The sequence below is a fragment of the Streptomyces chartreusis NRRL 3882 genome, assembly GCF_900236475.1.
In the GTDB taxonomy this organism is placed as follows: domain Bacteria; phylum Actinomycetota; class Actinomycetes; order Streptomycetales; family Streptomycetaceae; genus Streptomyces; species Streptomyces chartreusis_D.
Genome location: NZ_LT963352.1, coordinates 8,147,867 through 8,166,623, shown reverse-complemented (window position 1 = coordinate 8,166,623; position 18,757 = coordinate 8,147,867). Strand labels below are relative to the sequence as shown.

The window sequence follows — 18,757 nt, the reverse complement described above, 5'->3', positions numbered from 1 at the left end:
TCGTGTCAGCTCTTGATGGCGCCGGTGAGCACGCCCTTGGTGAAGTACTTCTGCAGGAAGGGGTAGACGAGCAGGATCGGCACGGTGGCGATCACGAGCACCGCCATCTGCACGGTCTGCGGAGCGGTGACGGTGGCCTCGCCGGTGGTCGCGTCGGTGAGTCCGGCACCGGCCACCACATAGGTGCGCAGCACCTGCTGGAGCGGCCAGTGGTCGCTCTCCAGATACAGCGAGGCGTAGAACCAGGAGTTCCAGTAGGCGACGGCGTAGAACAGGCCGACGACGGCGAGTGCGGCCTTGGACAGCGGCAGTACCACCGACACCAGCACCCGCCAGTCCCCCGCCCCGTCCAGCCGGGCCGCCTCGTACAGCTCCTCGGGGATCGACTGGAAGAAGCCGCGCAGGACGACCAGGTTGAACACGTTGACCAGGACGGGCAGGACGAGCGAGGCGTACGAGTCGAGCAGACCGAGTTCCTTGACGAGCAGGAAGCTCGGGATCATGCCGGGCGGGAAGAGGAACGTGAACAGCACCAGCAGCAGGACCGGTCTGCCGCCGAAGACGCCGGGGCGGGACAGCGCGTAGGCCAGGGTCACCGTGCAGGCGAGGCTGAGCAGGGTGCCGGCGATCGTCACGCCCGCGCTGACGCCGAGGGCGTGGGTGACGATGCCGCCGTCGAAGATGTCGCGGTAGGCGTCGAGCGTGGGCTCGCTGGGCCACAGCACCCAGCCGCCGTTGTCGACGACCTCCTGGGTGGACGCCAGCGAGGTCGACAAGATCACCAGGAACGGCACGCACACCAGCAGCACGACCGCGGCGAGGGCGAGGGCCTTCGCGGTCTGGGTGAGCGGCCGGGGCTTCTCCATCCAGCCGGGCCGGGCGGACGCGCTCACTTGTAGACCCCCTGTTCGCCCAGGCGGTGGGCGACCTTGTTGGCCGCGTAGACGAGGAGGGCGCCGACGAGCCCCTTGAACAGGCCCGCGGCGGCGGCGAATCCGTAGTCGCCGCCGACGATGCCCTGGTAGTAGACGAAGGTGTCGATGACCTCGGCCGTCTCTGGTCCGACCGCGTCGCGTTGCAGCAGCATCTGCTCGAAGCCGACGGAGAGGATGTCACCGAGCCGCATGATCAGCAGCAGCACGATCACCGGGCGGATGGCGGGCAGGGTGACGTGCCAGAAGCGGCGCCAGGGTCCGGCGCCGTCGATGGCGGCGGCCTCGTACTGCTGCTCGTCGACCTGGGCGAGCGCGGCGAGGAAGATGATGGTGCCCCAGCCGGCGTCCTTCCAGATGACCTGGGCGACGACGAGCGGCTGGAACGCGTCGGGGTTGCCGATGATGTCGACGGTGTGCAGACCGGCACCGCTCAGGCCGCTGTTGAGCAGGCCGGTGTCCCCCAGCACCTGCTGGAAGAGCGCGACGACGATCACCCACGAGATGAAGTGCGGCAGGTACGCGACCGATTGGACGATCCGGCGTACCGAGCTCCAGGTGAGGGTGTGCAGCAGCAGGGCGAGACCGAGCGGCACCGGGAAGTAGAAGACCAGCTGGAGGACGGCGATCCAGAGGGTGTTGCGGACGGAGTCCCAGAACGCCGCGTCCTCGAACATGCGCTGGAAGTTGCCGAGGCCCACCCAGGGGCTGCCCCACAGGCCGTCGAACGGCACGTACTCCTTGAACGCGATGACGTTGCCGACGAGTGCGCCGTAGTGGAACAGCAGGAAGTAGGCGACGCCGGGCAGCATGAGCAGGAACAACGCCCGGCTCTGAAAACCTTTACGCTTGCGCTGCACCCCATCGGAATCGCGTCGGCCCGGACTCGCCCCCTTCGCACCTGCTCGTTCCCGTAAGGCAGTTGCCACGGCTCCCCCTCACCTCGGCGTCTCCGGTGAAGGGAAGCTAAAACGTTTTCAGTGCGTGGTCAACACTTCTGACACGCACCGGACTTCACGCCGAGAGCAGCCCCCGGCCGAACCAGTCGGAGGACGAGCGCACGCCGGGCAGGGCGAAGAAGTAGCCGCCGCCGGTCGGGGAGATGTAGTCGACGAGGGGTTCGTCGATCAGCCGGGTCTGTGTGGCCTCGAACTGGCGCCGCACGTCCTGCTGGTAGCAGCAGAAGACCAGGCCCATGTCGAGGTCGCCGACGCTGTCGACGCCCCGGTCGTAGTTGTAACCCCGGCGCAGGATGCGGGAGTCGTCGGTCGCCGCGGTGCGCGGGTTCGCGAGGCGGATGTGGGCGTCGAGCGGGATGGCCGTGCCGTGCGGGTCCTTGGCGTAGTTCGGGCTGTCGGTCTCCTTGGCGCCGTCCAGCGGGGCACCGGTGTCCTTGCGCCGGCCGAACATCTGCTCCTGCTCGGTCAGCGAGACCCGGTCCCAGAACTCCACCAGCATCCGGATGATCCGGACGACCTGGTAACTGCCTCCGGTCGCCCAGCCTGGTTCGCCCTGCCCTTCGCCGACCCACACGAGGTGGTCCATCTCGCGGGCCGAGGCGACGTCCGGGTTGGCTATGCCGTCCTTGAAGCCCAGCAGGTTGCGCTGGGCGCCGCTGGGCCGGGGCTCGTTCTGGAAGCCGTCGACACGCCACCGGATCTGCATCGCGCCCCGGGTGTGCTTGGCGATGTCGCGCAGCGCGTGCAGCACGGTGTCCTGTCGTGCCGCGCAGATCTGCAGGGACAGGTCGCCGTGGCACTCGGCCGGGTCGAGGTTGTCGTTGGGGAAGGTGCGCATGGGCGTGAGCCGGCGCGGCTTCGCCTTGGCGAGTCCGTAGCGGTCGTCGAAGAGGGAGGCACCGACGCCGACGGTCACGGTGAGCGCGTCGGCCGGGACGACCGGCCCGAGGATGCCGTTGTCCGAGGGCGGGGCGCCGACGCCCAGGTCGGTGGGGGTGCCGCCGGCGGTGAGGAAACGGGCCCGCTGGGTCAGGGTCCGCAGCAGGTCGGCCAGTTCCCCGCGGTCGCCGGCGATGACGTCGAAGGAGACGAAGGCGGCGGCCTTCTGCTGAGGGGTGAGGATTCCGGCCTGGTGGGTGCCGTGGAAGGGCACGGCGGCGGCGTTCTGCACGTCGGACGCCCCGGCGGCCTGCGCGATGCCGCTGCCGGTCTCGGCGAGCGCCACGCCGCCGCCCGCGAGGACCGCGCCCGCGGCTCCGGCACCCAGGGCCGTCTTGACGAAGGAGCGGCGGCCGGCGTGGGCGGGGCAGCCCGGCGGAGGCGTGTCGGCGGACGGCATGGGGATGTTCCCTTCGGCGAGTTCGTCGTGCTGGCGGCGGCCGGTGCTCACGCGGACTTCCGGATCTCGAGCAGGTCCGGCACCGGCGACAGGTCTTCCAGGAGCTGCCCCGTGGCCCCGTCGATCCGGTCCTTCGCGGTCCGTCCGAGCCGGTCGACGGGGGTCCAGCGCCCGTCGCGGTGCTCGGCGTCGAGCAGCGTCCCGAGGCGCGCGATGTCCGCGTCGACCGTGGGGAGCAGATGCGGGGCCCGGGTGGTGAGCAACGGCCGGAGCACGGTGAGCAGTTCGCGCGTACCCGCGAGGTTGGCGTCGGCCGTGGCCAGTCCGGTGCCGCTGCCCTGGTCGGTGTCGCCGGTCAGCTCGAACTGGAGGGTGTTCTCCAGGATCTCGTGAGCGCGCAGGGGCAGGTCGGAGGGGTCGAAGTCCTGGTGCGGGAAAGCCTTTCGCAACCCGGCCGCGTCGGCGGCGAGTTGTTGGGCCGGGCCCTTGAGCTCACCGGCCGGCCGACCGTGCCACAGCCCGTACTCGATCAGGTGGAAGCCGGTGAAGTCCTTGTCGTGGACCCCACCCGGCAGACCGTCGGGCCGGCCGTTGATCTTCTGGTCGAAGTCCTCGAAGGTGCCGTAGGCGGCGCCGAGGGAGGCGTAGGTGCGGTGCGCGGTCAGCCAGTCGGCGCGTGCCGTGGCCAGGTGCCCGGCGCGGATGTCGTCGCTGAGCGTCCGGGTCTCGGTGACGAGGGTGGCCAGGCCACGGTTCACGTACGCCTTGTACGCCCGCAGCGGTCCCGCGAGATCCCGCTCGGAGACGGGGAGGACGGCACCGGCGCCGGCGGCACCGCCGACCCGGACCGCCTTGGAGGTGACGGCCTTGCCGTCGCTGGGGACACAGCGCCAGGCGTACGTACCGCCCGCCACGGTGGCGACGAGGTCCCGGGTGGTACCGGGGGCCAGGCCCTCGATCTCGCCGTAGACCGCGTTGGTGGCCGGGTCGATGAGGTACACCTCGGACGTCTGGTCGCCGGTGTTGCGCATCTGGAAGGTCCGCCGCCCCGGCTCGGGGGCGGTGAAGCCCTGACCGCAGTCCTTCGCGGAGACGGCGACCGTCTCACCCCCGGCGGGCTTGGGGCGTGCCAGGGCGACGACCAGTCCGGCCAGGACCGCGGGCACGGCGACCACGGCGACGGGGACGAGCCAGGCGGGGCGGGGGCGGGGGCGGGTGGGCGCGGGCCCGGACGAGGCCGGTGTCGCGGCCGCGGTCCGTGTCGGGCTCGGGGCCGGGGCGGGGGCCGAGGGGGCCGGGGCAACTCCCCGCACTCCCCGCACGAACAGCGTCATCACCACGCCGAGGTACCCGGCGTACCCGGCCACCTGGAGCCACGTCATCGTCGGCGTCAGGTTGAGCACGCCCTGGAGCAGGGTGCTGTACCAGGACCCGGCGTCGACGCTGCCGCTCAGGTCGACGGCGTAGGCCGTGCCGCCGGGCAGGACCCCGCCCTCCTGGAGGTCGCGCAGCCCGTAGCCGAGCACGCCCGCGGCGATCACGATGAGGACGGCGCCGGTGGCGGTGAAGAAACGGGTGAGGTTGATGGAGAGCACCCGGCGGTAGAGCCCCCAGCACAGCACCGCCGCCAGCACGAGCCCGATGCCCGCGCCGGTCAGCGGCCCGGCCGACTCGTTCGCCGCACGGGCCGTGGTCCACAGGAACAGGGCGGTCTCCAGGCCCTCGCGCCCCACCGCCAGGAAGGAGGTCAGGACCAGCACACCGGCGCCCATGGTCAGCGCCTCGGTGACCTTCTCCTTGATCTCTCCCGCCAGGCTGCGGGCCGAACGGCGCATCCAGAACACCATCGCGGTCACGAAGGCGACGGCCACGATGCTCAGGGTGCCGCCGAAGGCCTCCTGTGCGGCGGTGGAGAGGGACGCGGCGGTGAACGTGAGGACCGCGCCGAAGCTCATCGAGAGCGCGATCGCGGCCAGTACGCCGGTCCACACCTGCGGCAGACGGGACTTGGCGCCCGCCCGCACGAGGGAGGCGACCAGCACGGAGACGATGAGACCGGCTTCCAGTCCTTCCCTCAGCCCGATCAGGAAGCTGGGAAACGCGTCGTCCCACATGTGCTGCGGCCCTCCCGGCCCTCCGCCCCGGCCACCCCACGATCGAGTTAGCCAAGGCATGCCTTACTGACGCCGACCATCATGACCTCGGCTCTCTGGGCATCCGGTCATGAATGCCTCATGGCACGGCAAAAGTCCGGGGTCCGAGTCGGCCGGCCGGGTCCGGCCGGGGGGTGGGCCAAACTCAGCCGGACGTCGGGACCGAGGACCGGACGCCGAACCACTGCTCGGCGCCGAACTCCTCGAACCGTTCCACCTCGGCGAACCCGAGCTTCGCCGCGAGGCGCATCGAGCGGTCGTTGGCGGTCTGGGTGCAGAGCACCACCGGCTCGCCGGGAAGCGCGTCGGCGAACCAGTCGAGTGCCGCCGCGCACGCCTCGGCGGCGTACCCGCGTCCCCACGCCTCCGGCAGGAACATGTAGCCGAGTTCGGCCTCTCCGGCGTCCGGACGGATGTGACCCGGGCGTTCCGCGCCGCGCCTCTCCAGCGTGACCGTGCCGACCATCGCTCCGTCGAGATCGGCCACGAACAGGCCAGGGCGCCGCCCGGGCACCTCGGGCACCGCGCGCTCGAGTTCATCACGCGGTCGAGGGCCACCGAGGTAGGCCCCCACCTCCGACGAGGCGAACAGCTCGATGAACGCCGCACGGTCCCGGGCCTCCGACTCACGGAGCACGAGCCGTTCGGTCCGTATCGGGGCAGGTGGCCAGACGACGGGTCCGAGTTCAGTCATGGCGGGCAAACTATCCCACACCCGTGAGGGTGATCCGAGGAAAAGCGCCTGGCCAAGACCGGGAACGGGACGCCCCGGGTTTCCTCCTCCAGGAGGAGTCCGTTGGCCAGGTAGCTGATGGTTCGATACCAGCCGGCCAGCACGAGGAACTCCAGGAGCTGGGCGTCTTCGTAGTGGGCGCGCAAGGCATCCCAGGCGGGCTGCGAGAGTTGCGCCGTGTCGTGCAGTTCGTCGACCGCGTCGAGCAGTGCCGCACGGCGGGGCGGCCACGCGGCGCTGGCCGCGGTGTCGATGTCGGTGGTGGCCTGGAGTTGTTCCCGGCTGAGTCCGGCCTGCCGGGCGAGGATCGCGGCATGGACGCCCCATTCGTAGGCGCAGCCGGTGCGCGCGGTCACTCGGGCGATGACGATCTCGCGATCGGTGGCGGGGAGAAGCCCGTGCCCCGGCAGACCGGCCCCCAGGGCGAACATCACATCCTGCCGGTCCAGCGCGCGAAGCGGCCCGCGATGCGGCCCATGGCCGCCGCGAACGCCTCCCGCCACCGGGCGGGACCTACGCTGTGACCTGCGGCCACCATCTCGTCGTCAGTCCACACGGCTCACGATGATCAATGGTGGCCGCACTCGTCCACCCACCGGACCCGGCCGACACCATCACGCTCTACGAGCGTTCGGTGAGCAACTCCGCCAGGCGGTCGGTGAACTCGGTGAGCCAGTCCAGCCGTGGTCCATTGCGGGCGATACGAAAACCGTGACGGCGACCCCAGAACGCGGCCTGGACGGCGTGGAACTGGGCCCACCGCCGGACGCGTTCGCGGTCGAGTTCCGCGGCCTCTGCGAAGACGTCCAAGACTCGGTGGACGGCCTTGCGCAGGTCATCCGCTTCAAGGAGTGTCAGCGCCCGGGACTTCAGCAGTGTGCCGCCGTCGTAGGCGGGATCTCCCACGTACCCCTTGGGGTCGACAGCCAGCCACGGCTCCCGGCCGGCACGCAGGATGTTCCGGGCATGGAGGTCGCCGTGGATGAGGGTGTCCGGCTGGGCCCGGCCCAGTTCCCGAACGGTCCCGACGGCAGCATCCAGCACCTGACGCGGCAACGCATGCGGCAGCTCCTCGGCGTCCTTGCACAGCTGCTCCTCCCAGGCATCGGCCTGCTCACGCAGCCGGGGCAGGCCGGGCGGCGCGGGGACGGCCAGGCGGCGATTGAGCCGACCGGCGACCGTCACCACCTCGTCACCGTCCTCGACCTCCGCCAGGGTCGACGGCTGAACCCGCTCCAGCAGCATCGCGAACCGCTCGTCGTCACGCTCATACAGCAGGACGGCGCCGCACCCGCCCCACGCAACGAACGCATCCGGCTCATGGACGTTGCCAGGATGCGGAAACGACACCTTCAGCACAGCGCGCTCCTCAGCCCGCCGCCGTACCGGAACGATGACGCCGACACCCCCGTGCATGACCCCGCCGTCCGGCATGCACCCCCAGCGCCCCAGCAACTCCTCCACGATCCCGGGCAGCTCGGCGAGCCATGCCGCCCCGGCCTCCCCCTCGCGGTCGACGGTGCTCTGTGCGAACTCCTCAGGCATCGCGATCATCTCGGCACCCTACGCGCCGGCCGGCCGCAGCCACCAGGCCCGAGCCGGCCGCAGCCGCCGCCCGGCAGACCCCGCACGGCGGGCACTGCGGCGGTCAGCGGTACGGCGGACCAGCGGTCGGTACCCGCCGTGGGCAGCCGCTCCCCCAGCACCTCGTGCAACTCCCCGCGGCTGGTCACCCGTTCAGGATCGGCGACACCGGCACGAACACGAGATGCCCCGCCCCTCTTGACGCGCCAATGACAACAATGGCTTGATGCATGGGAGCGCTCCCACCTCATCCAGGGAAGGGATCACCATGCGCAGAACCCGCCGCTCGTCCCCACGCTTACGGATCCTCCCGGTTCTCGGCCTCCTCGCCGCCCTGCTCCTCCCCCTGGGCAGCACCTTCGCCCCCAGCGCCACGGCCGCGTCAGCGGCGGACCCCGTCCGGGTCATGCCGCTCGGCGACTCGATCACCGGCTCGCCGGGCTGCTGGCGGGCGGTGCTCTGGAACCGGCTGCTGAACAGCGGATACACGGACATCGACTTCGTCGGCACCCTCCCGCCGCAGGGCTGCGGACAGGCGCACGACGGCGACAACGAAGGCCACGGCGGTGAGTTGGCCACCAACGCGGCCGACCAGAACCTGCTGCCGGGCAGGCTGGCGGCCACGCGCCCGGACATCGTTGTCATGCACTTCGGCACGAACGACGTGTGGAGCAGCATCGCCCCCGACCGCATCCTCGCCGCCTACACCAAGCTCGTGACGCAGATGAGGGCCTCGAATCCGGACATGCGGATCCTCGTCGCGCAGCTCATCCCCATGAACCCGGCCAGTTGCGCGGCCTGTGCGCAACGCGTCGTCGACTTCAACGCGCGGATCCCCGACTGGGCCCGGGCGACCAGCACGCAACGCTCCCCCATCACCGTGGTCGACCAGTGGACGGGCTTCAGCACGCCCGCGGACACCTACGACGGGGTGCACCCCAACGCCTCCGGTGACGCCAAGATCGCAGCCCGCTGGTTCCCGGCGCTGGCGGCCGTCCTCGACGCTGGCGTCCCGCAGGACCCCGGTGGCCCGGGCGAGCCCGCGGCCTGCACGGCGCGTTTCCGAGCCGTCTCCACGTGGCAGGGCGGCTACCAGGGCGAGGTGACGGTGACGAACACGTCCGCCTCCGCCGCCTCGGGCTGGACCGCGACGGTCGTACCGGCGGGCGGCGCGCGCATCGGCCAGCTCTGGAACGGCACCCTCACCACGGCCGCGGACGGTACGGCCACGGTCACGAACGCCGCGTGGAACGGGGCGTTGGCGCCCGGCGCGAGCGCCACGTTCGGTTTCGTCGCCACCGCCCCGGCAACGGCCGGCGCCCCGGCGGCGACCGTCACGTGCACGGCGAAGAGTCCCGGCGCCTGACACGCGGCGCGGACCCCGACCGACCCGACCCCGACGACGAACTCACCGCTCCCTCCCAAGGAACGGAGACGACCCGGACCAGGCCCCACCCCATCCGACCCCCACCTCTGGAGCCGCCATGAGACCCCGCACCGCCCCCACCCCACGCGTGGCCACCGTGGCCGCCGCCCTCCTCGGCCTCCTGCTCTCCTTCCTCTCGCTCGGCGCACCGGCACACGCCGCCCCCACCGGCTTCCGCATCGACAACGGCCGGCTGCTGGAGGCGTCCGGGAACGACTTCGTGATGCGCGGCGTCAACCACGCGCACACCTGGTACCCGGACCGGATCAGCTCCCTCGCCCACATCAAGGCCAAGGGCGCCAACACCGTCCGCGTGGTCCTCTCCAGCGGTGACCGCTGGACCCGCAACGACACCGCCGACGTGGCGAACGTGGTCTCACAGTGCAAGCAGAACCGGCTGATCTGCGTGCTGGAGGTGCACGACACCACCGGGTACGGCGAACAGAGCGGAGCCGTCACGCTCTCCCGCGCCGCCGACTACTGGATCAGCGTGCAGAGCGCGCTGACCGGTCAGGAGGACTACGTCATCGTCAACATCGGCAACGAGCCGTACGGCAACACCAACTACACGAGCTGGACGGCCGATACGAAGGCGGCGATCCAGAAGCTGCGCACCGCGGGGTTCGACCACACGATCATGGTCGACGCGCCCAACTGGGGCCAGGACTGGGCGTTCACCATGCGGGACAACGCCGCCTCGGTCTTCGCCGCGGACCCGGACGCCAACACGATCTTCTCGATCCACATGTACGGCGTCTTCGACACGGCCGCCGAGATCACCGACTATCTGAACCGCTTCGTCACGGCGAAACTCCCCATCGTCGTCGGCGAGTTCGGCCACGACCACTCGGACGGCAACCCCGACGAGGACACCATCCTGGCCGTCGCCCAGCAGCTCCGCCTGGGCTACCTCGGCTGGTCCTGGAGCGGCAACGGCGGCGGCGTCGAGTACCTGGACATGGTCACGAACTTCGACCCCAACCAGCTCACCAGCTGGGGGCAGCGGCTCTTCAACGGCGCGAACGGCATCGCCGCCACCGCCAAGGAGGCCGCGATCTACTCCTCCGGCGGAGGTGACACCACTCCCCCGACGGCCCCCGGCACCCCGGCCGTCTCGGGGGTGACCTCCTCGTCCGCCACCCTGAAGTGGTCCGCCGCGACCGACGCGACCGGCGTCACCGGCTACGACGTCGTCCGGGTCGGCGGCGGCAGCGAGACGGTCGCCACCAGCACGACCACCACGACCGCCACCCTCACCGGCCTGTCCCCCGCCACCTCCTACACCTTCGCCGTCTACGCCCGTGACGCCGCCGGCAACCGTTCGCCCCGCTCGGCCACGGTGACGTTCACGACGTCCTCCGGCGGCTCGGCGTCGTCCTGCGGCGTCGGCTACCGGGTGACGAGCAGCTGGCCCGGCGGCTTCCAGGGCGAGATCACCCTGCGCAACACCGGCACGTCGGCGATCAACGGCTGGACGCTGCGCTGGACCTTCCCGGACAGCCAGCGCATCACCAACCTCTGGGGCGGCACGGCGACGCAGAGCGGCTCCGAGGTCAGCGTGGCGGCCGCCTCGTACACCGCGACGATCCCGGCCGCGGGATCGGTCACCCTGGGCTTCACCGCCTCCCGGGCGACGACGAACCCCAGCCCGACGGCGTTCACGCTGAACGGCGCGGCCTGCTCGGTGAGCTGACCGGGTGGTGTGCGACAGTGCCGGTGCGCTCCCGACCGGCGGGCGCGCCGGCACCGTCACCGTCCGGCACGGCGACATCGCCCCCTGGGTGTGATCCGCGCTACATCCACACCAGAAAGCGGTTTACGCCACGCCGTTGTGGTGAGGCGGCGGGGATGTCGCACCGGCACCCCGCAGCCGTCCCCCCGGCCAGACGCGTATGCGCCCGTCCCGTTTCACCGCACCGTGCGCGGGAGGCGTGATGAGCGAGGACACCCTGCGCATGCGGGCCGCGGCGAGCCCGGGCGGCGGGACCGGGGCGAGCACGTCACACGAGGCCGCTGCCCCGCCGAAGCAGGCCGGGCAGCGCGACGCGTTCTACGACAACGCCAAGTACCTGGCGATCGTGCTGGTGGCGATCGGGCACGCCTGGGAGCCGTTGCGGGACGGCAGCCGGGCGGTCAGCGCGCTCTACATGGTCGTCTACGCCTTCCACATGCCGGCGTTCATCGTCATCTCCGGCTACTTCTCGCGCTCCTTCGACGCGAGCCCGGGGCGGATCAGGCGTCTGGTCACCGGGCTCGCAGTGCCGTATGTCGTCTTCGAGACGGCGTACACGCTGTTCACGCGCTGGACGGACCAGGAGCCCGACCGGCCCGTCAGCCTGCTCGATCCGCTGTATCTGACGTGGTTCCTGGCGGCGCTGTTCATCTGGCGGCTGACGACGCCGGTGTGGCGGCGTGTGCGGTGGCCGCTGCCGGTCGCCCTCGTCATCGCGATGCTGGCGACGCTCTCGTCGTCCGTCGGCAACGATCTCGACCTGCAACGCACCCTGCAGTTCCTGCCGTACTTCGTCCTCGGTCTGCTGCTGAAGCCGGAGCACTTCCGGCTGGTGCGCCGCCGCTCGGTGCGGGTGCTGGCCGTGCCGGTCTTCGCCGCCGCGGTCGTCGTGGCCTACTGGGCGGTCCCGCGGATGACCGGCGCCTGGTTCTACCACCGCGACAGCGCCGAGGAACTCGCCGCGCCCGCCTGGTACGGGCCCGTGATGACGCTGGTGACCTTCGGCTGTTCGCTGGTCCTGGTGGCCTGCTTCCTCGCCTGGGTGCCCGGGCGCCGGGCGTGGTTCACGGTGCTGGGCGCGGGGACCCTGTACGGCTACCTGCTGCACGGCTTCGTCGCCCAGGGGTCCAAGTTCTGGGGCTGGTACGAGCCGGACTGGGTCCACCGGCCCGTGGGCGTGGTCGTGGTGACGGCCTTCGCCGCGGTGCTCGTGACCGCGCTGTGCACCCCGCCGGTGCGGCGGCTGTTCCGCTGGGTGGTGGAGCCCGACATGGCGTGGGCGTTCCGCCGGGACGCCGATCAGCAGGCACGGGAACGGAACGCCGTCCGCGAGACGAGCCCCGCACGCGGGTGACGCCCGGCGCGCCGCCGACCGCCCGCGCAGCGCCAACCGCCGGCGCTCCGCCTACCCGTCCTGCGTGAGCCGGATCAGCAGCGCACCGGGCGTGCGCGGCACGGACACCGTCAGCCCGTCCCCGTCCCAGACGGCCCGGCCCGCCTCCGCGGAGGACGGGTGCAGCACGTCCGCGCGGACGGTCCGGCCCGCCAGGTGCCGGACGGGGACGCGGAGTCCGGCCGGTCCGCCGCGTCGCCAGACCGAGAGGTACGCCGTGCGGTCACCGGGGACCCCGAGCCCCAGGGCCAGCCACTCGTCCGTCCAGCCGGGCAGTCCGAGCGGCCAGAAGGGCAGAGACCGCGCGAGGTCCCCGCGGATCGACTTGTAGACCGCGACGGCATCCCGTACGAGGGCCAGTTGGTGTTCCGACATGCGGTTGAGATGGCCCGAGAGGTGGATGCGGCCGAGCAGTGCCCCGCCGAGGGTGGTGGTGATCAGGTCGTCGTCGAAGCCGGGCTGCGGATAGGCCCAGACAGCGCCCTGTTCGGGCGGGACCGCGGTCGGCGCGGCGGCGGCGATGGGCGGGTAGCGCAGGGGGTCCTGCTGGTCGCTGGTGGACTGGAGCTGGGCGACGGCGAGGGTGGCGCCGTCCATGCGCATGCCGCCCGAGGCGCAGTTCTCCACGACGAGTCCGGGGTGACGGTCCAGCACGCCGGACAGCCAGTCCAGGTAGGCGTGGGCGTGGCCCAGCAGCCCGGCCCCCGGAGCGAGGTCGCCGGGGGCCCGGGTCCCGGGGTCGACCACGATGTTGTAGTCCAGCTTGAGGTAGCCCACGCCCCAGTCGCCGACGATCCGGTCCACGGTCTTGTCGAGGTGGGCGCGGGCGGCCGGGTGCCGCAGGTCGAGCTGGTGGCGGCCCTGTTCGGTCAGGCGCACCCCGTCGCGCTGGAAGAACGCCTCGGGCGGCAGCTCGGCCGCGACGGGACTGCGCACCCCGACGACTTCCGGCTCCAGCCACAGCCCGGGCACCATCCCGCGCTCCCGGATCCGGTCCAGGACGGCCTGGATGCCGCCGTCGGGGAAGCGGCGGGGCGAGGGCTGCCAGGCGCCGACGCTGTCCCACCAGCCCCGGGTGTCGTCGTCGTACCAGCCCGAGTCGATGCAGAAGTACTCGGCGCCGGCGTCCGCGGCGGCGTCGATGAGCGGCAGCAGCTTGGCCGTGGTCGGGTCGCCCATCAGGGTGTTCATGTAGTCGTTGAAGACGACGGGGAGGGCGGTGTGGTCCGGGTGCGGGCGGCGGATCGCCCGGCGGTAGGAGGTCAGGGCACCGATCGCCGCGTCGAGGTCGGCGCCGAGCGCCAGGGCACCGGGCACGGTGGTGAACTCCTCGCCCGGGGCGAGCCGGACCCGCCACTGGTGTTCGGCGTCGGTGGGGCCGTTCAGCGCCAGGTAGCTGCCGTGTGCGCGTTCACCCACGTCCCAGCGCCAGCCGGCCGGGGATTCGACCTGCCACGCCCAGGCCCGGCCGCCGCCGCGTTCCGTCAGCGCTCCCATGGCCAGATGGCCGTCGGTGGGCCAGCTGCCGCGCCCGGTGAGGGCCAGGGCGGCCCGGCTGTCGTGCTCGTGGACGTCGACGTGGATGTCGGCGACGGCGGCGCGCAGCGGCTCGGCGTACCAACGGCACTCGGCGAGCCAGTCGTTGCGGGCCCGGTGGACGTCGAGGGTGTCCGGGGCGGGCAGGCCGCCGAGCAGGAGGCTGCTGACGGACTGGACGACCAGCGGCTCGCGGCCCTCGTTGCGCAACCGGACGCGGGAGCGGAGGACGGGCACGCCGGTGGGTGAGGTGAGCTCGACGAAGGCCGTCAATCCGGTGCCGGGGTCGTGGAGTTCGACCGTGAGCCGGTCCCAGCCGTCGCGTCTGTCCGTGCGGTGGGTCCGGTGGGCGAGCCGGGCGCCGAAGGCCGTGCCGGTGAAGCGGGGTCCGGACCAGCCGCTGCCGTGCCCCAGAGCGGTGAGCTCCACGAGTGGGAGCGCGGAGTGCGGGGCGGCGGGGCGATCGTCGTCGGAGTGGGCCAGGCGGACCAGCCGCAGGGTTCCGTCGGCGGCGACGGCGAAGTCGGCCCGAAGGGCCTGATGCCCCCAAGTGAACTCGTCCTGGCGCTGCTTGGAGGCCGTGTGCGCCGCATCCGCCGTGCCGGTCAAGGTGCTCCCCCTCCTGACCTCGTCCCGTCGTCGGGGAGCGGAGGTCCGCGTGAATCCCTCGTTACGGTCTCTTGACGACCCAAGTGTGACCGGTCACAATCCTCGCATGAATGTGACCGGTCACACAAGGCGCCCGGCGAGCATCAGGGACGTCGCCACCGCCGCGGGGGTCTCGTACCAGACGGTCTCCCGGGTGATCAACGGCCATCCCAGCGTCCGGCCGTCCACCCGGGAGCGGGTGCTCGCCGCCATCGACGAGCTGGGCTTCCGCCGCAACGCGACCGCCCTCGCCCTGGCCAGCGGGCGCAGCCGGGCCGTGACCGTGCTCACCGCGAACACCACCCACTACGGCTACGCCTCGATCCTCCAGGGCATCGAGGAGGCCGCCCGCGCGGCGTCGTACGCCGTCGGGATCGGGGTCCTGGAATCCGCCGAGGACGCGGCCGTCGCCGCCGAGGTGCAGCGCGCGGCGGACGCGGGCGGCGGGATCGTCGTGATCGCCTACGATCCGGCGGGTGTCCGGGCGCTGGGGGCGGTGCCCGCCGGGCTGCCGGTGGTGGGCGTGGTCGAGACCCCGGCGACCCCGCCCGGCGGCGACCGCCCGTGGGTGTGGGCGGACGACCGCGAGGCCGCTTACCAGGCGACCCGCCATCTGCTCTCCCTCGGCCACGAGACCGTGCACTACGTGGCCATCCCGTCCAGCACCCGCCGCACCAGCGCCCGCACCGGCGGCTGGCGGCAGGCGCTGAAGGAGGCCGGCGCCCCGGAACCCCGCCCCGTGCAGAGCAGTTGGGGGCCGGCGGGCGGTCACGCGGCCGGGCTGAAGCTGGCGAAGGACCCGTCCGTCACCGCCATCCTGTGCGGCAACGACGACCTCGCGCTCGGCGTGCTGCGCGCCCTGCACGAGGCCGGCCGCTCGGTGCCGGGCGAGATCAGCGTGGCCGGTTTCGACGACGCCCCGCACTCCGCCTTCCTCACCCCGTCCCTGACGACCGTACGCCTGGACTTCACCGGCCTCGGGCGGTCCGCGTTCGCCCTGCTGCACGGCGTGCTGGAGGAGTCGGCGCCGGTCGCCCCGCACCCCGTGTCCGTGCCGGAACTGGTGGTGCGGGAGAGCTCGGGGCCACCGCCCGCCGACGCCTGAACCACCGACGCCTGAACCGCCCGAACGACCCCGGAAGTTGTGAGTCCCGCTTTCCGAACCGCACCGCCTGCTCCGAAAGGCACGAGATGAAGAGAAGAGCTCTCCCCGCCCTGGCGCTGATATGCGCCGTCGGCCTGGCCGCCACCGCGTGCAGCGACCCCACCGCCGGGGGCTCCGGTTCGGACGGTTCGGACGCCGAGCAGACGGCGGTGAACCCGACCGCCCGGCTGGACGGTGTGAAGCTGACCATGTGGACCGCGCAGAACACGGTGAACGCGCCGAAGCAGGTCATCGATGCCTTCGAGAAGGCCACCGGCGCCCAGGTCGACACCCAGGCGATCCCGGACCTCTACGAGCAGAACGTGCCTACGAAGCTCGCCTCCGGCGACCGCCCCGACCTGATGTTCTGGCAGCCGTCCATCTCCACGCTGCCGTTCGTCCAGCCGAAGCAGAACCTCCTCACCCTCGACGGCGAACCGTGGGTCTCCAAGCTCGGCGACACCGAGAGGTCCCTCGGCGTCATCGACGGCAAGCGGTACGCGGCGATCGTCACCAGCCCCGCCATGCTGGGCGTCTACTACAACAAGGACGTCTTCGAGCGGGCCGGACTGACCGAGAAGGACTTCCCCACGTCCTACGACGAGTTGCTCGCCCTCGGCCACAAGGTCGTCGACAAGACCGACGCGGCCGCCTTCTACGAGGCCGGCGGCGACAAGTGGCCGCTCCAGTGGCAGATGCAGGTCCAGCTCACCGACCTCGACCGGCAGTGGTGGGCGGACCTGAACCGGAACAAGAAGAAGTGGACCGACCCGGTCGTCGTCGGCGCGATCAAGAAGTACAAGGAGAAGCTGCTCGACGCCGGGCTCGCCCAGAAGAACTACCGGACGGGTACCTTCACCGGGCAGGCCGACGCGCTGTGGAAGGGCGACGTCGGCATGGTCCTCAACGTCACGTCCTTCCAGAGCCAGTTGCAGGCCAAGTACTCCACCGCCGAGATCGACAAGAAGATCGGCTGGTTCCCGGTCGCCAACTCCTCGGCCACCGGCCTGTACTCCCCCGACCAGACCAACGGTGTCGTCGCCTTCAAGACCGGTGACGAGAAGCGGCAGAACGCGGCCCGGCAGTTCCTCGCCTTCTGGCTCGGACCGGACTACCCGGACTACATCAAGACGATGAAGATCCCGTCCGTGCAGCCGTCCGTGCCCACCCCCGGCGGACTGCCCGAGACGTCCAAGGCCCAGGTGGCGGCCCTGCCCAAGGCCATCGGCGTCTTCCAGGCCAAGGCGATCGTCGCCCCCGACACCCACCTCTACCTGGCCGACATGATCTTCGGCAAGAAGAGCCCGCAGCAGGTCGCGCAGGCGATCCAGGACCAGTTCGCGCAGGTGGCCAAGGCCCAGGGCGCTCCCGGGTTCTGACCATGGCGGACACGGTCGTACGTACGCGCAAGCAGCCGGCCGCACACGGCGCGCAGAAGGGAGTGGGACGGCTCCCGCGCGCCGCCGTGCACCACCCCTGGTGGTTCGCGCTCCCCGCCATCGCGGTCTTCGCGGGCTTCTTCCTGGTGCCCAGCCTGCTGAACTTCTACTACCCGTTCACCAACTGGTCCTCGTACCACGCGGACATCGCCTTCACGGGCCTGGACAACTTCCGCACCATCGCCGAGGACGGCTCGCTGCTGCGGGCGATCCGTACGACCCTGGTGTACGCGCTGCTGGCGGCGTTGTTCCAGAACGGCTTCGGGCTCGTGCTGGCACTGCTGCTGGAGGACGACAGCCGCTTCAACCGGTTCTTCCGTGCCGTCTTCTTCCTGCCGGTGCTGATCTCGGCGCTCGCGACCGGATACGTCTTCCAGGCGCTGCTCGACCAGGACGGGGCGGTCAACTCCGTCCTGGGCGCGGACGTCCCGTGGCTGGGCTCGACGACCTGGACGCTGGTGATCGTCACGCTCATCCACGGGTGGAAGTGGATGGGCCTGGCGATGCTGATCTATCTGGCCGGGCTCAAGGGCATCCCCGGCGAGATGCTGGAGGCCGCGAAGTGCGACGGCGCGGGGCCCTGGCGGACCTTCTGGTCCGTGCGCTGGCCGATGCTCGCGCCGGCCGTCACCTTCAACGTCACGACCGCGCTGATCGGTTCGATGAACACCTTCGACATCGTGCAGGCCACGACCGGCGGCGGCCCCGCGGCCTCCACGGAGGTCTTCAACATCTACATGTTCCGGATCTTCGGGCAGGGCCTGTACGCGCAGGCCTCCGCCATGAGCCTCGTCCTGTTCCTGGTGGTCGTCGCCGTGGCGATCCCGCTGGTCGTGGGGCTCCGGCGAAGGGAGCAGATGCTGTGACCGCGGTCTGGCGGTACGGCCGCCCCTCCCTCGTCGTCCTGCTCGCCGCGCTGGCCGTGGGCGTGCCGCTGTGGCTGGTCGCCGTCACCTCGGCCAAGCCACAGGCGGAGGCGATCAGGCCGAACCTGGATCTGCCCCGGCACTGGCAGCCCGCGAGCAACTACGCGGACGCCGTCGGCCAGGGCGAGATGCTGCGCGGCTTCCTCAACTCGCTGCTGGTCGTGGTGCCTTCGGTGGTGCTGGTGCTGATCCTGGGCGCGGGCGCCGCGTGGGTCTTCGCCCGCCGCACGTCGAAGCTGGTCTCGGCGGCGTACGCGCTGTGCATCAGCGGACTGCTGCTGCCGCCCGCCGTCATCACCATCGTGATGGAGCTGCGGCAACTGGGGCTGTCGAACACCCGCCCCGGCATGATCGCCGTCTACACCGGGATGTACCTGTCGACGTCGATCTTCTTCATGACCGGCTTCATCCGCGCCATCCCCATGGAGCTGGAGGAGGCGGCCCGGATGGACGGGGCGAGCCCGTCCCGCATCTTCTGGCGGATCGTCCTGCCGCTGCTCCGGCCGGTGATCGCCACCGCGACGATCATGGTGATGCTCTACGCCTGGAGCGACATCTTCTACGCGTTCTTCGTCCTCGGCGGCGGAGAGCGGGCGACCCTGCCGCTCAACCTCTACCAGGTCGCCAGCGCCCAGCTCTACCTCAACAACTGGCATCTCGTCTTCGCGTACGTCGTGGTGATGAGCCTGCCCATGGTCGCCGTGTTCCTCGTCGGCCAGCGAAAGATCGTGTCCGGAATCACCAGTGGAGCCGTGAAGTGACTGGAGGTCCAGCAGCGTGATCACCCCCGCCCGCGCGAGAGCCCGTACGAGA

Annotated in this window: 17 protein-coding genes; 7 read left to right on the top strand and 10 right to left on the bottom strand. The window is 71.3% G+C overall.

The genetic code is table 11. The features are described from left to right. Window positions 1-5 precede the first annotated feature (5 nt). The 9 genes from SCNRRL3882_RS36795 to SCNRRL3882_RS40930 all read right to left on the bottom strand — a co-directional run bounded on the left by SCNRRL3882_RS36795 (window position 6) and on the right by SCNRRL3882_RS40930 (window position 7,849). Complete coding sequence (locus SCNRRL3882_RS36795) at window positions 6-893, bottom strand: carbohydrate ABC transporter permease (RefSeq protein WP_010043325.1); 888 nt, start codon at window positions 891-893, stop codon at window positions 6-8. Further along, window positions 890-1,744: an ABC transporter permease gene (locus tag SCNRRL3882_RS36790; RefSeq protein ID WP_029181413.1), complete on the bottom strand. Its 855-nt coding sequence runs from the start codon at window positions 1,742-1,744 to the stop codon at window positions 890-892. The genes SCNRRL3882_RS36795 and SCNRRL3882_RS36790 overlap by 4 nt, the downstream gene beginning before the upstream one ends. A gap of 202 nt (window positions 1,745-1,946) precedes the next feature. Next, window positions 1,947-3,230: an iron uptake transporter deferrochelatase/peroxidase subunit gene (efeB, locus tag SCNRRL3882_RS36785; RefSeq protein WP_029181414.1), complete on the bottom strand. Its 1,284-nt coding sequence runs from the start codon at window positions 3,228-3,230 to the stop codon at window positions 1,947-1,949. Between the two features lie 47 nt (window positions 3,231-3,277). Next, window positions 3,278-5,344, bottom strand: coding sequence for an iron uptake transporter permease EfeU (gene efeU, locus SCNRRL3882_RS36780; protein ID WP_102514919.1), 2,067 nt, complete (start codon window positions 5,342-5,344; stop codon window positions 3,278-3,280). A gap of 184 nt (window positions 5,345-5,528) precedes the next feature. Further along, window positions 5,529-6,077 (bottom strand): GNAT family N-acetyltransferase, encoded by a 549-nt coding sequence (locus SCNRRL3882_RS36775; protein WP_029181792.1) that lies wholly within the window; start codon window positions 6,075-6,077, stop codon window positions 5,529-5,531. Then, window positions 6,074-6,547 carry a carboxymuconolactone decarboxylase family protein gene (locus SCNRRL3882_RS36770; protein WP_010048730.1) on the bottom strand — a complete coding sequence of 158 codons (474 nt, stop codon included), beginning with the start codon at window positions 6,545-6,547 and terminating at the stop codon, window positions 6,074-6,076. The genes SCNRRL3882_RS36775 and SCNRRL3882_RS36770 overlap by 4 nt, the downstream gene beginning before the upstream one ends. After that, complete coding sequence (locus SCNRRL3882_RS42315; RefSeq protein WP_267880857.1) at window positions 6,547-6,672, bottom strand: hypothetical protein; 126 nt, start codon at window positions 6,670-6,672, stop codon at window positions 6,547-6,549. The genes SCNRRL3882_RS36770 and SCNRRL3882_RS42315 overlap by 1 nt, the downstream gene beginning before the upstream one ends. 65 nt (window positions 6,673-6,737) lie before the next feature. Continuing rightward, window positions 6,738-7,670: an aminoglycoside phosphotransferase family protein gene (locus SCNRRL3882_RS36765; protein ID WP_010048732.1), complete on the bottom strand. Its 933-nt coding sequence runs from the start codon at window positions 7,668-7,670 to the stop codon at window positions 6,738-6,740. Further along, window positions 7,667-7,849 carry a hypothetical protein gene (locus SCNRRL3882_RS40930; RefSeq protein WP_158688486.1) on the bottom strand — a complete coding sequence of 61 codons (183 nt, stop codon included), beginning with the start codon at window positions 7,847-7,849 and terminating at the stop codon, window positions 7,667-7,669. Before SCNRRL3882_RS40930 ends, SCNRRL3882_RS36765 begins: the two co-directional genes overlap by 4 nt. Window positions 7,850-7,968: 119 nt before the next feature. Here SCNRRL3882_RS40930 and SCNRRL3882_RS36760 point away from each other — a divergent pair, with 119 nt between their 5' ends. From SCNRRL3882_RS36760 to SCNRRL3882_RS36750, 3 genes are all read left to right on the top strand, one after another. Then, the gene (locus SCNRRL3882_RS36760; RefSeq protein ID WP_010048733.1) at window positions 7,969-9,066 is read left to right on the top strand and encodes a GDSL-type esterase/lipase family protein; all 1,098 of its coding nucleotides are present in this window, start codon (window positions 7,969-7,971) and stop codon (window positions 9,064-9,066) included. 118 nt (window positions 9,067-9,184) lie between these two features. Continuing rightward, the gene (locus SCNRRL3882_RS36755; RefSeq protein WP_010048734.1) at window positions 9,185-10,819 is read left to right on the top strand and encodes a cellulase family glycosylhydrolase; all 1,635 of its coding nucleotides are present in this window, start codon (window positions 9,185-9,187) and stop codon (window positions 10,817-10,819) included. 262 nt (window positions 10,820-11,081) lie between these two features. Beyond that, entirely contained in the window at window positions 11,082-12,212 is a 1,131-nt protein-coding gene (locus SCNRRL3882_RS36750; protein WP_102515051.1) for an acyltransferase family protein, read from the top strand. A 51-nt stretch (window positions 12,213-12,263) separates the two neighbouring features. On the opposite strand, the gene SCNRRL3882_RS36745 is transcribed toward SCNRRL3882_RS36750, so the two are convergent. Continuing rightward, window positions 12,264-14,396 carry an alpha-galactosidase gene (locus SCNRRL3882_RS36745; RefSeq protein ID WP_010048736.1) on the bottom strand — a complete coding sequence of 711 codons (2,133 nt, stop codon included), beginning with the start codon at window positions 14,394-14,396 and terminating at the stop codon, window positions 12,264-12,266. 106 nt (window positions 14,397-14,502) lie between these two features. Here SCNRRL3882_RS36745 and SCNRRL3882_RS36740 point away from each other — a divergent pair, with 106 nt between their 5' ends. The 4 genes from SCNRRL3882_RS36740 (at window position 14,503) to SCNRRL3882_RS36725 (ending at window position 18,705) form a co-directional block, all read left to right on the top strand. Continuing rightward, window positions 14,503-15,540 (top strand): LacI family DNA-binding transcriptional regulator, encoded by a 1,038-nt coding sequence (locus SCNRRL3882_RS36740; RefSeq protein WP_050810348.1) that lies wholly within the window; start codon window positions 14,503-14,505, stop codon window positions 15,538-15,540. An 86-nt stretch (window positions 15,541-15,626) separates the two neighbouring features. Further along, window positions 15,627-16,958, top strand: coding sequence for an ABC transporter substrate-binding protein (locus tag SCNRRL3882_RS36735; protein WP_010048741.1), 1,332 nt, complete (start codon window positions 15,627-15,629; stop codon window positions 16,956-16,958). 2 nt (window positions 16,959-16,960) lie between these two features. Beyond that, entirely contained in the window at window positions 16,961-17,884 is a 924-nt protein-coding gene (locus tag SCNRRL3882_RS36730) for a carbohydrate ABC transporter permease (protein ID WP_010048743.1), read from the top strand. After that, complete coding sequence (locus SCNRRL3882_RS36725; protein ID WP_010048745.1) at window positions 17,881-18,705, top strand: carbohydrate ABC transporter permease; 825 nt, start codon at window positions 17,881-17,883, stop codon at window positions 18,703-18,705. The genes SCNRRL3882_RS36730 and SCNRRL3882_RS36725 overlap by 4 nt, the downstream gene beginning before the upstream one ends. The last annotated feature ends 52 nt before the right edge of the window (window positions 18,706-18,757 follow it).

What these genes read in the sequence shown, in the direction of transcription:
- efeB (WP_029181414.1), bottom strand. Translation starts at nt 3,230, where the DNA reads ATGCCGTCCGCCGACACGCCTCCGCCGGGCTGCCCCGCCCACGCCGGC.
- SCNRRL3882_RS36775 (WP_029181792.1), bottom strand. Translation starts at nt 6,077, where the DNA reads ATGACTGAACTCGGACCCGTCGTCTGGCCACCTGCCCCGATACGGACC.
- SCNRRL3882_RS36760 (WP_010048733.1), top strand. Translation starts at nt 7,969, where the DNA reads ATGCGCAGAACCCGCCGCTCGTCCCCACGCTTACGGATCCTCCCGGTT.
- SCNRRL3882_RS36750 (WP_102515051.1), top strand. Translation starts at nt 11,082, where the DNA reads ATGCGGGCCGCGGCGAGCCCGGGCGGCGGGACCGGGGCGAGCACGTCA.
- SCNRRL3882_RS36735 (WP_010048741.1), top strand. Translation starts at nt 15,627, where the DNA reads ATGAAGAGAAGAGCTCTCCCCGCCCTGGCGCTGATATGCGCCGTCGGC.
- SCNRRL3882_RS36740 (WP_050810348.1), top strand. Translation starts at nt 14,503, where the DNA reads ATGAATGTGACCGGTCACACAAGGCGCCCGGCGAGCATCAGGGACGTC.
- SCNRRL3882_RS36765 (WP_010048732.1), bottom strand. Translation starts at nt 7,670, where the DNA reads ATGATCGCGATGCCTGAGGAGTTCGCACAGAGCACCGTCGACCGCGAG.
- SCNRRL3882_RS36755 (WP_010048734.1), top strand. Translation starts at nt 9,185, where the DNA reads ATGAGACCCCGCACCGCCCCCACCCCACGCGTGGCCACCGTGGCCGCC.
- SCNRRL3882_RS36730 (WP_010048743.1), top strand. Translation starts at nt 16,961, where the DNA reads ATGGCGGACACGGTCGTACGTACGCGCAAGCAGCCGGCCGCACACGGC.
- efeU (WP_102514919.1), bottom strand. Translation starts at nt 5,344, where the DNA reads ATGTGGGACGACGCGTTTCCCAGCTTCCTGATCGGGCTGAGGGAAGGA.
- SCNRRL3882_RS36790 (WP_029181413.1), bottom strand. Translation starts at nt 1,744, where the DNA reads ATGCTGCCCGGCGTCGCCTACTTCCTGCTGTTCCACTACGGCGCACTC.
- SCNRRL3882_RS36770 (WP_010048730.1), bottom strand. Translation starts at nt 6,547, where the DNA reads ATGTTCGCCCTGGGGGCCGGTCTGCCGGGGCACGGGCTTCTCCCCGCC.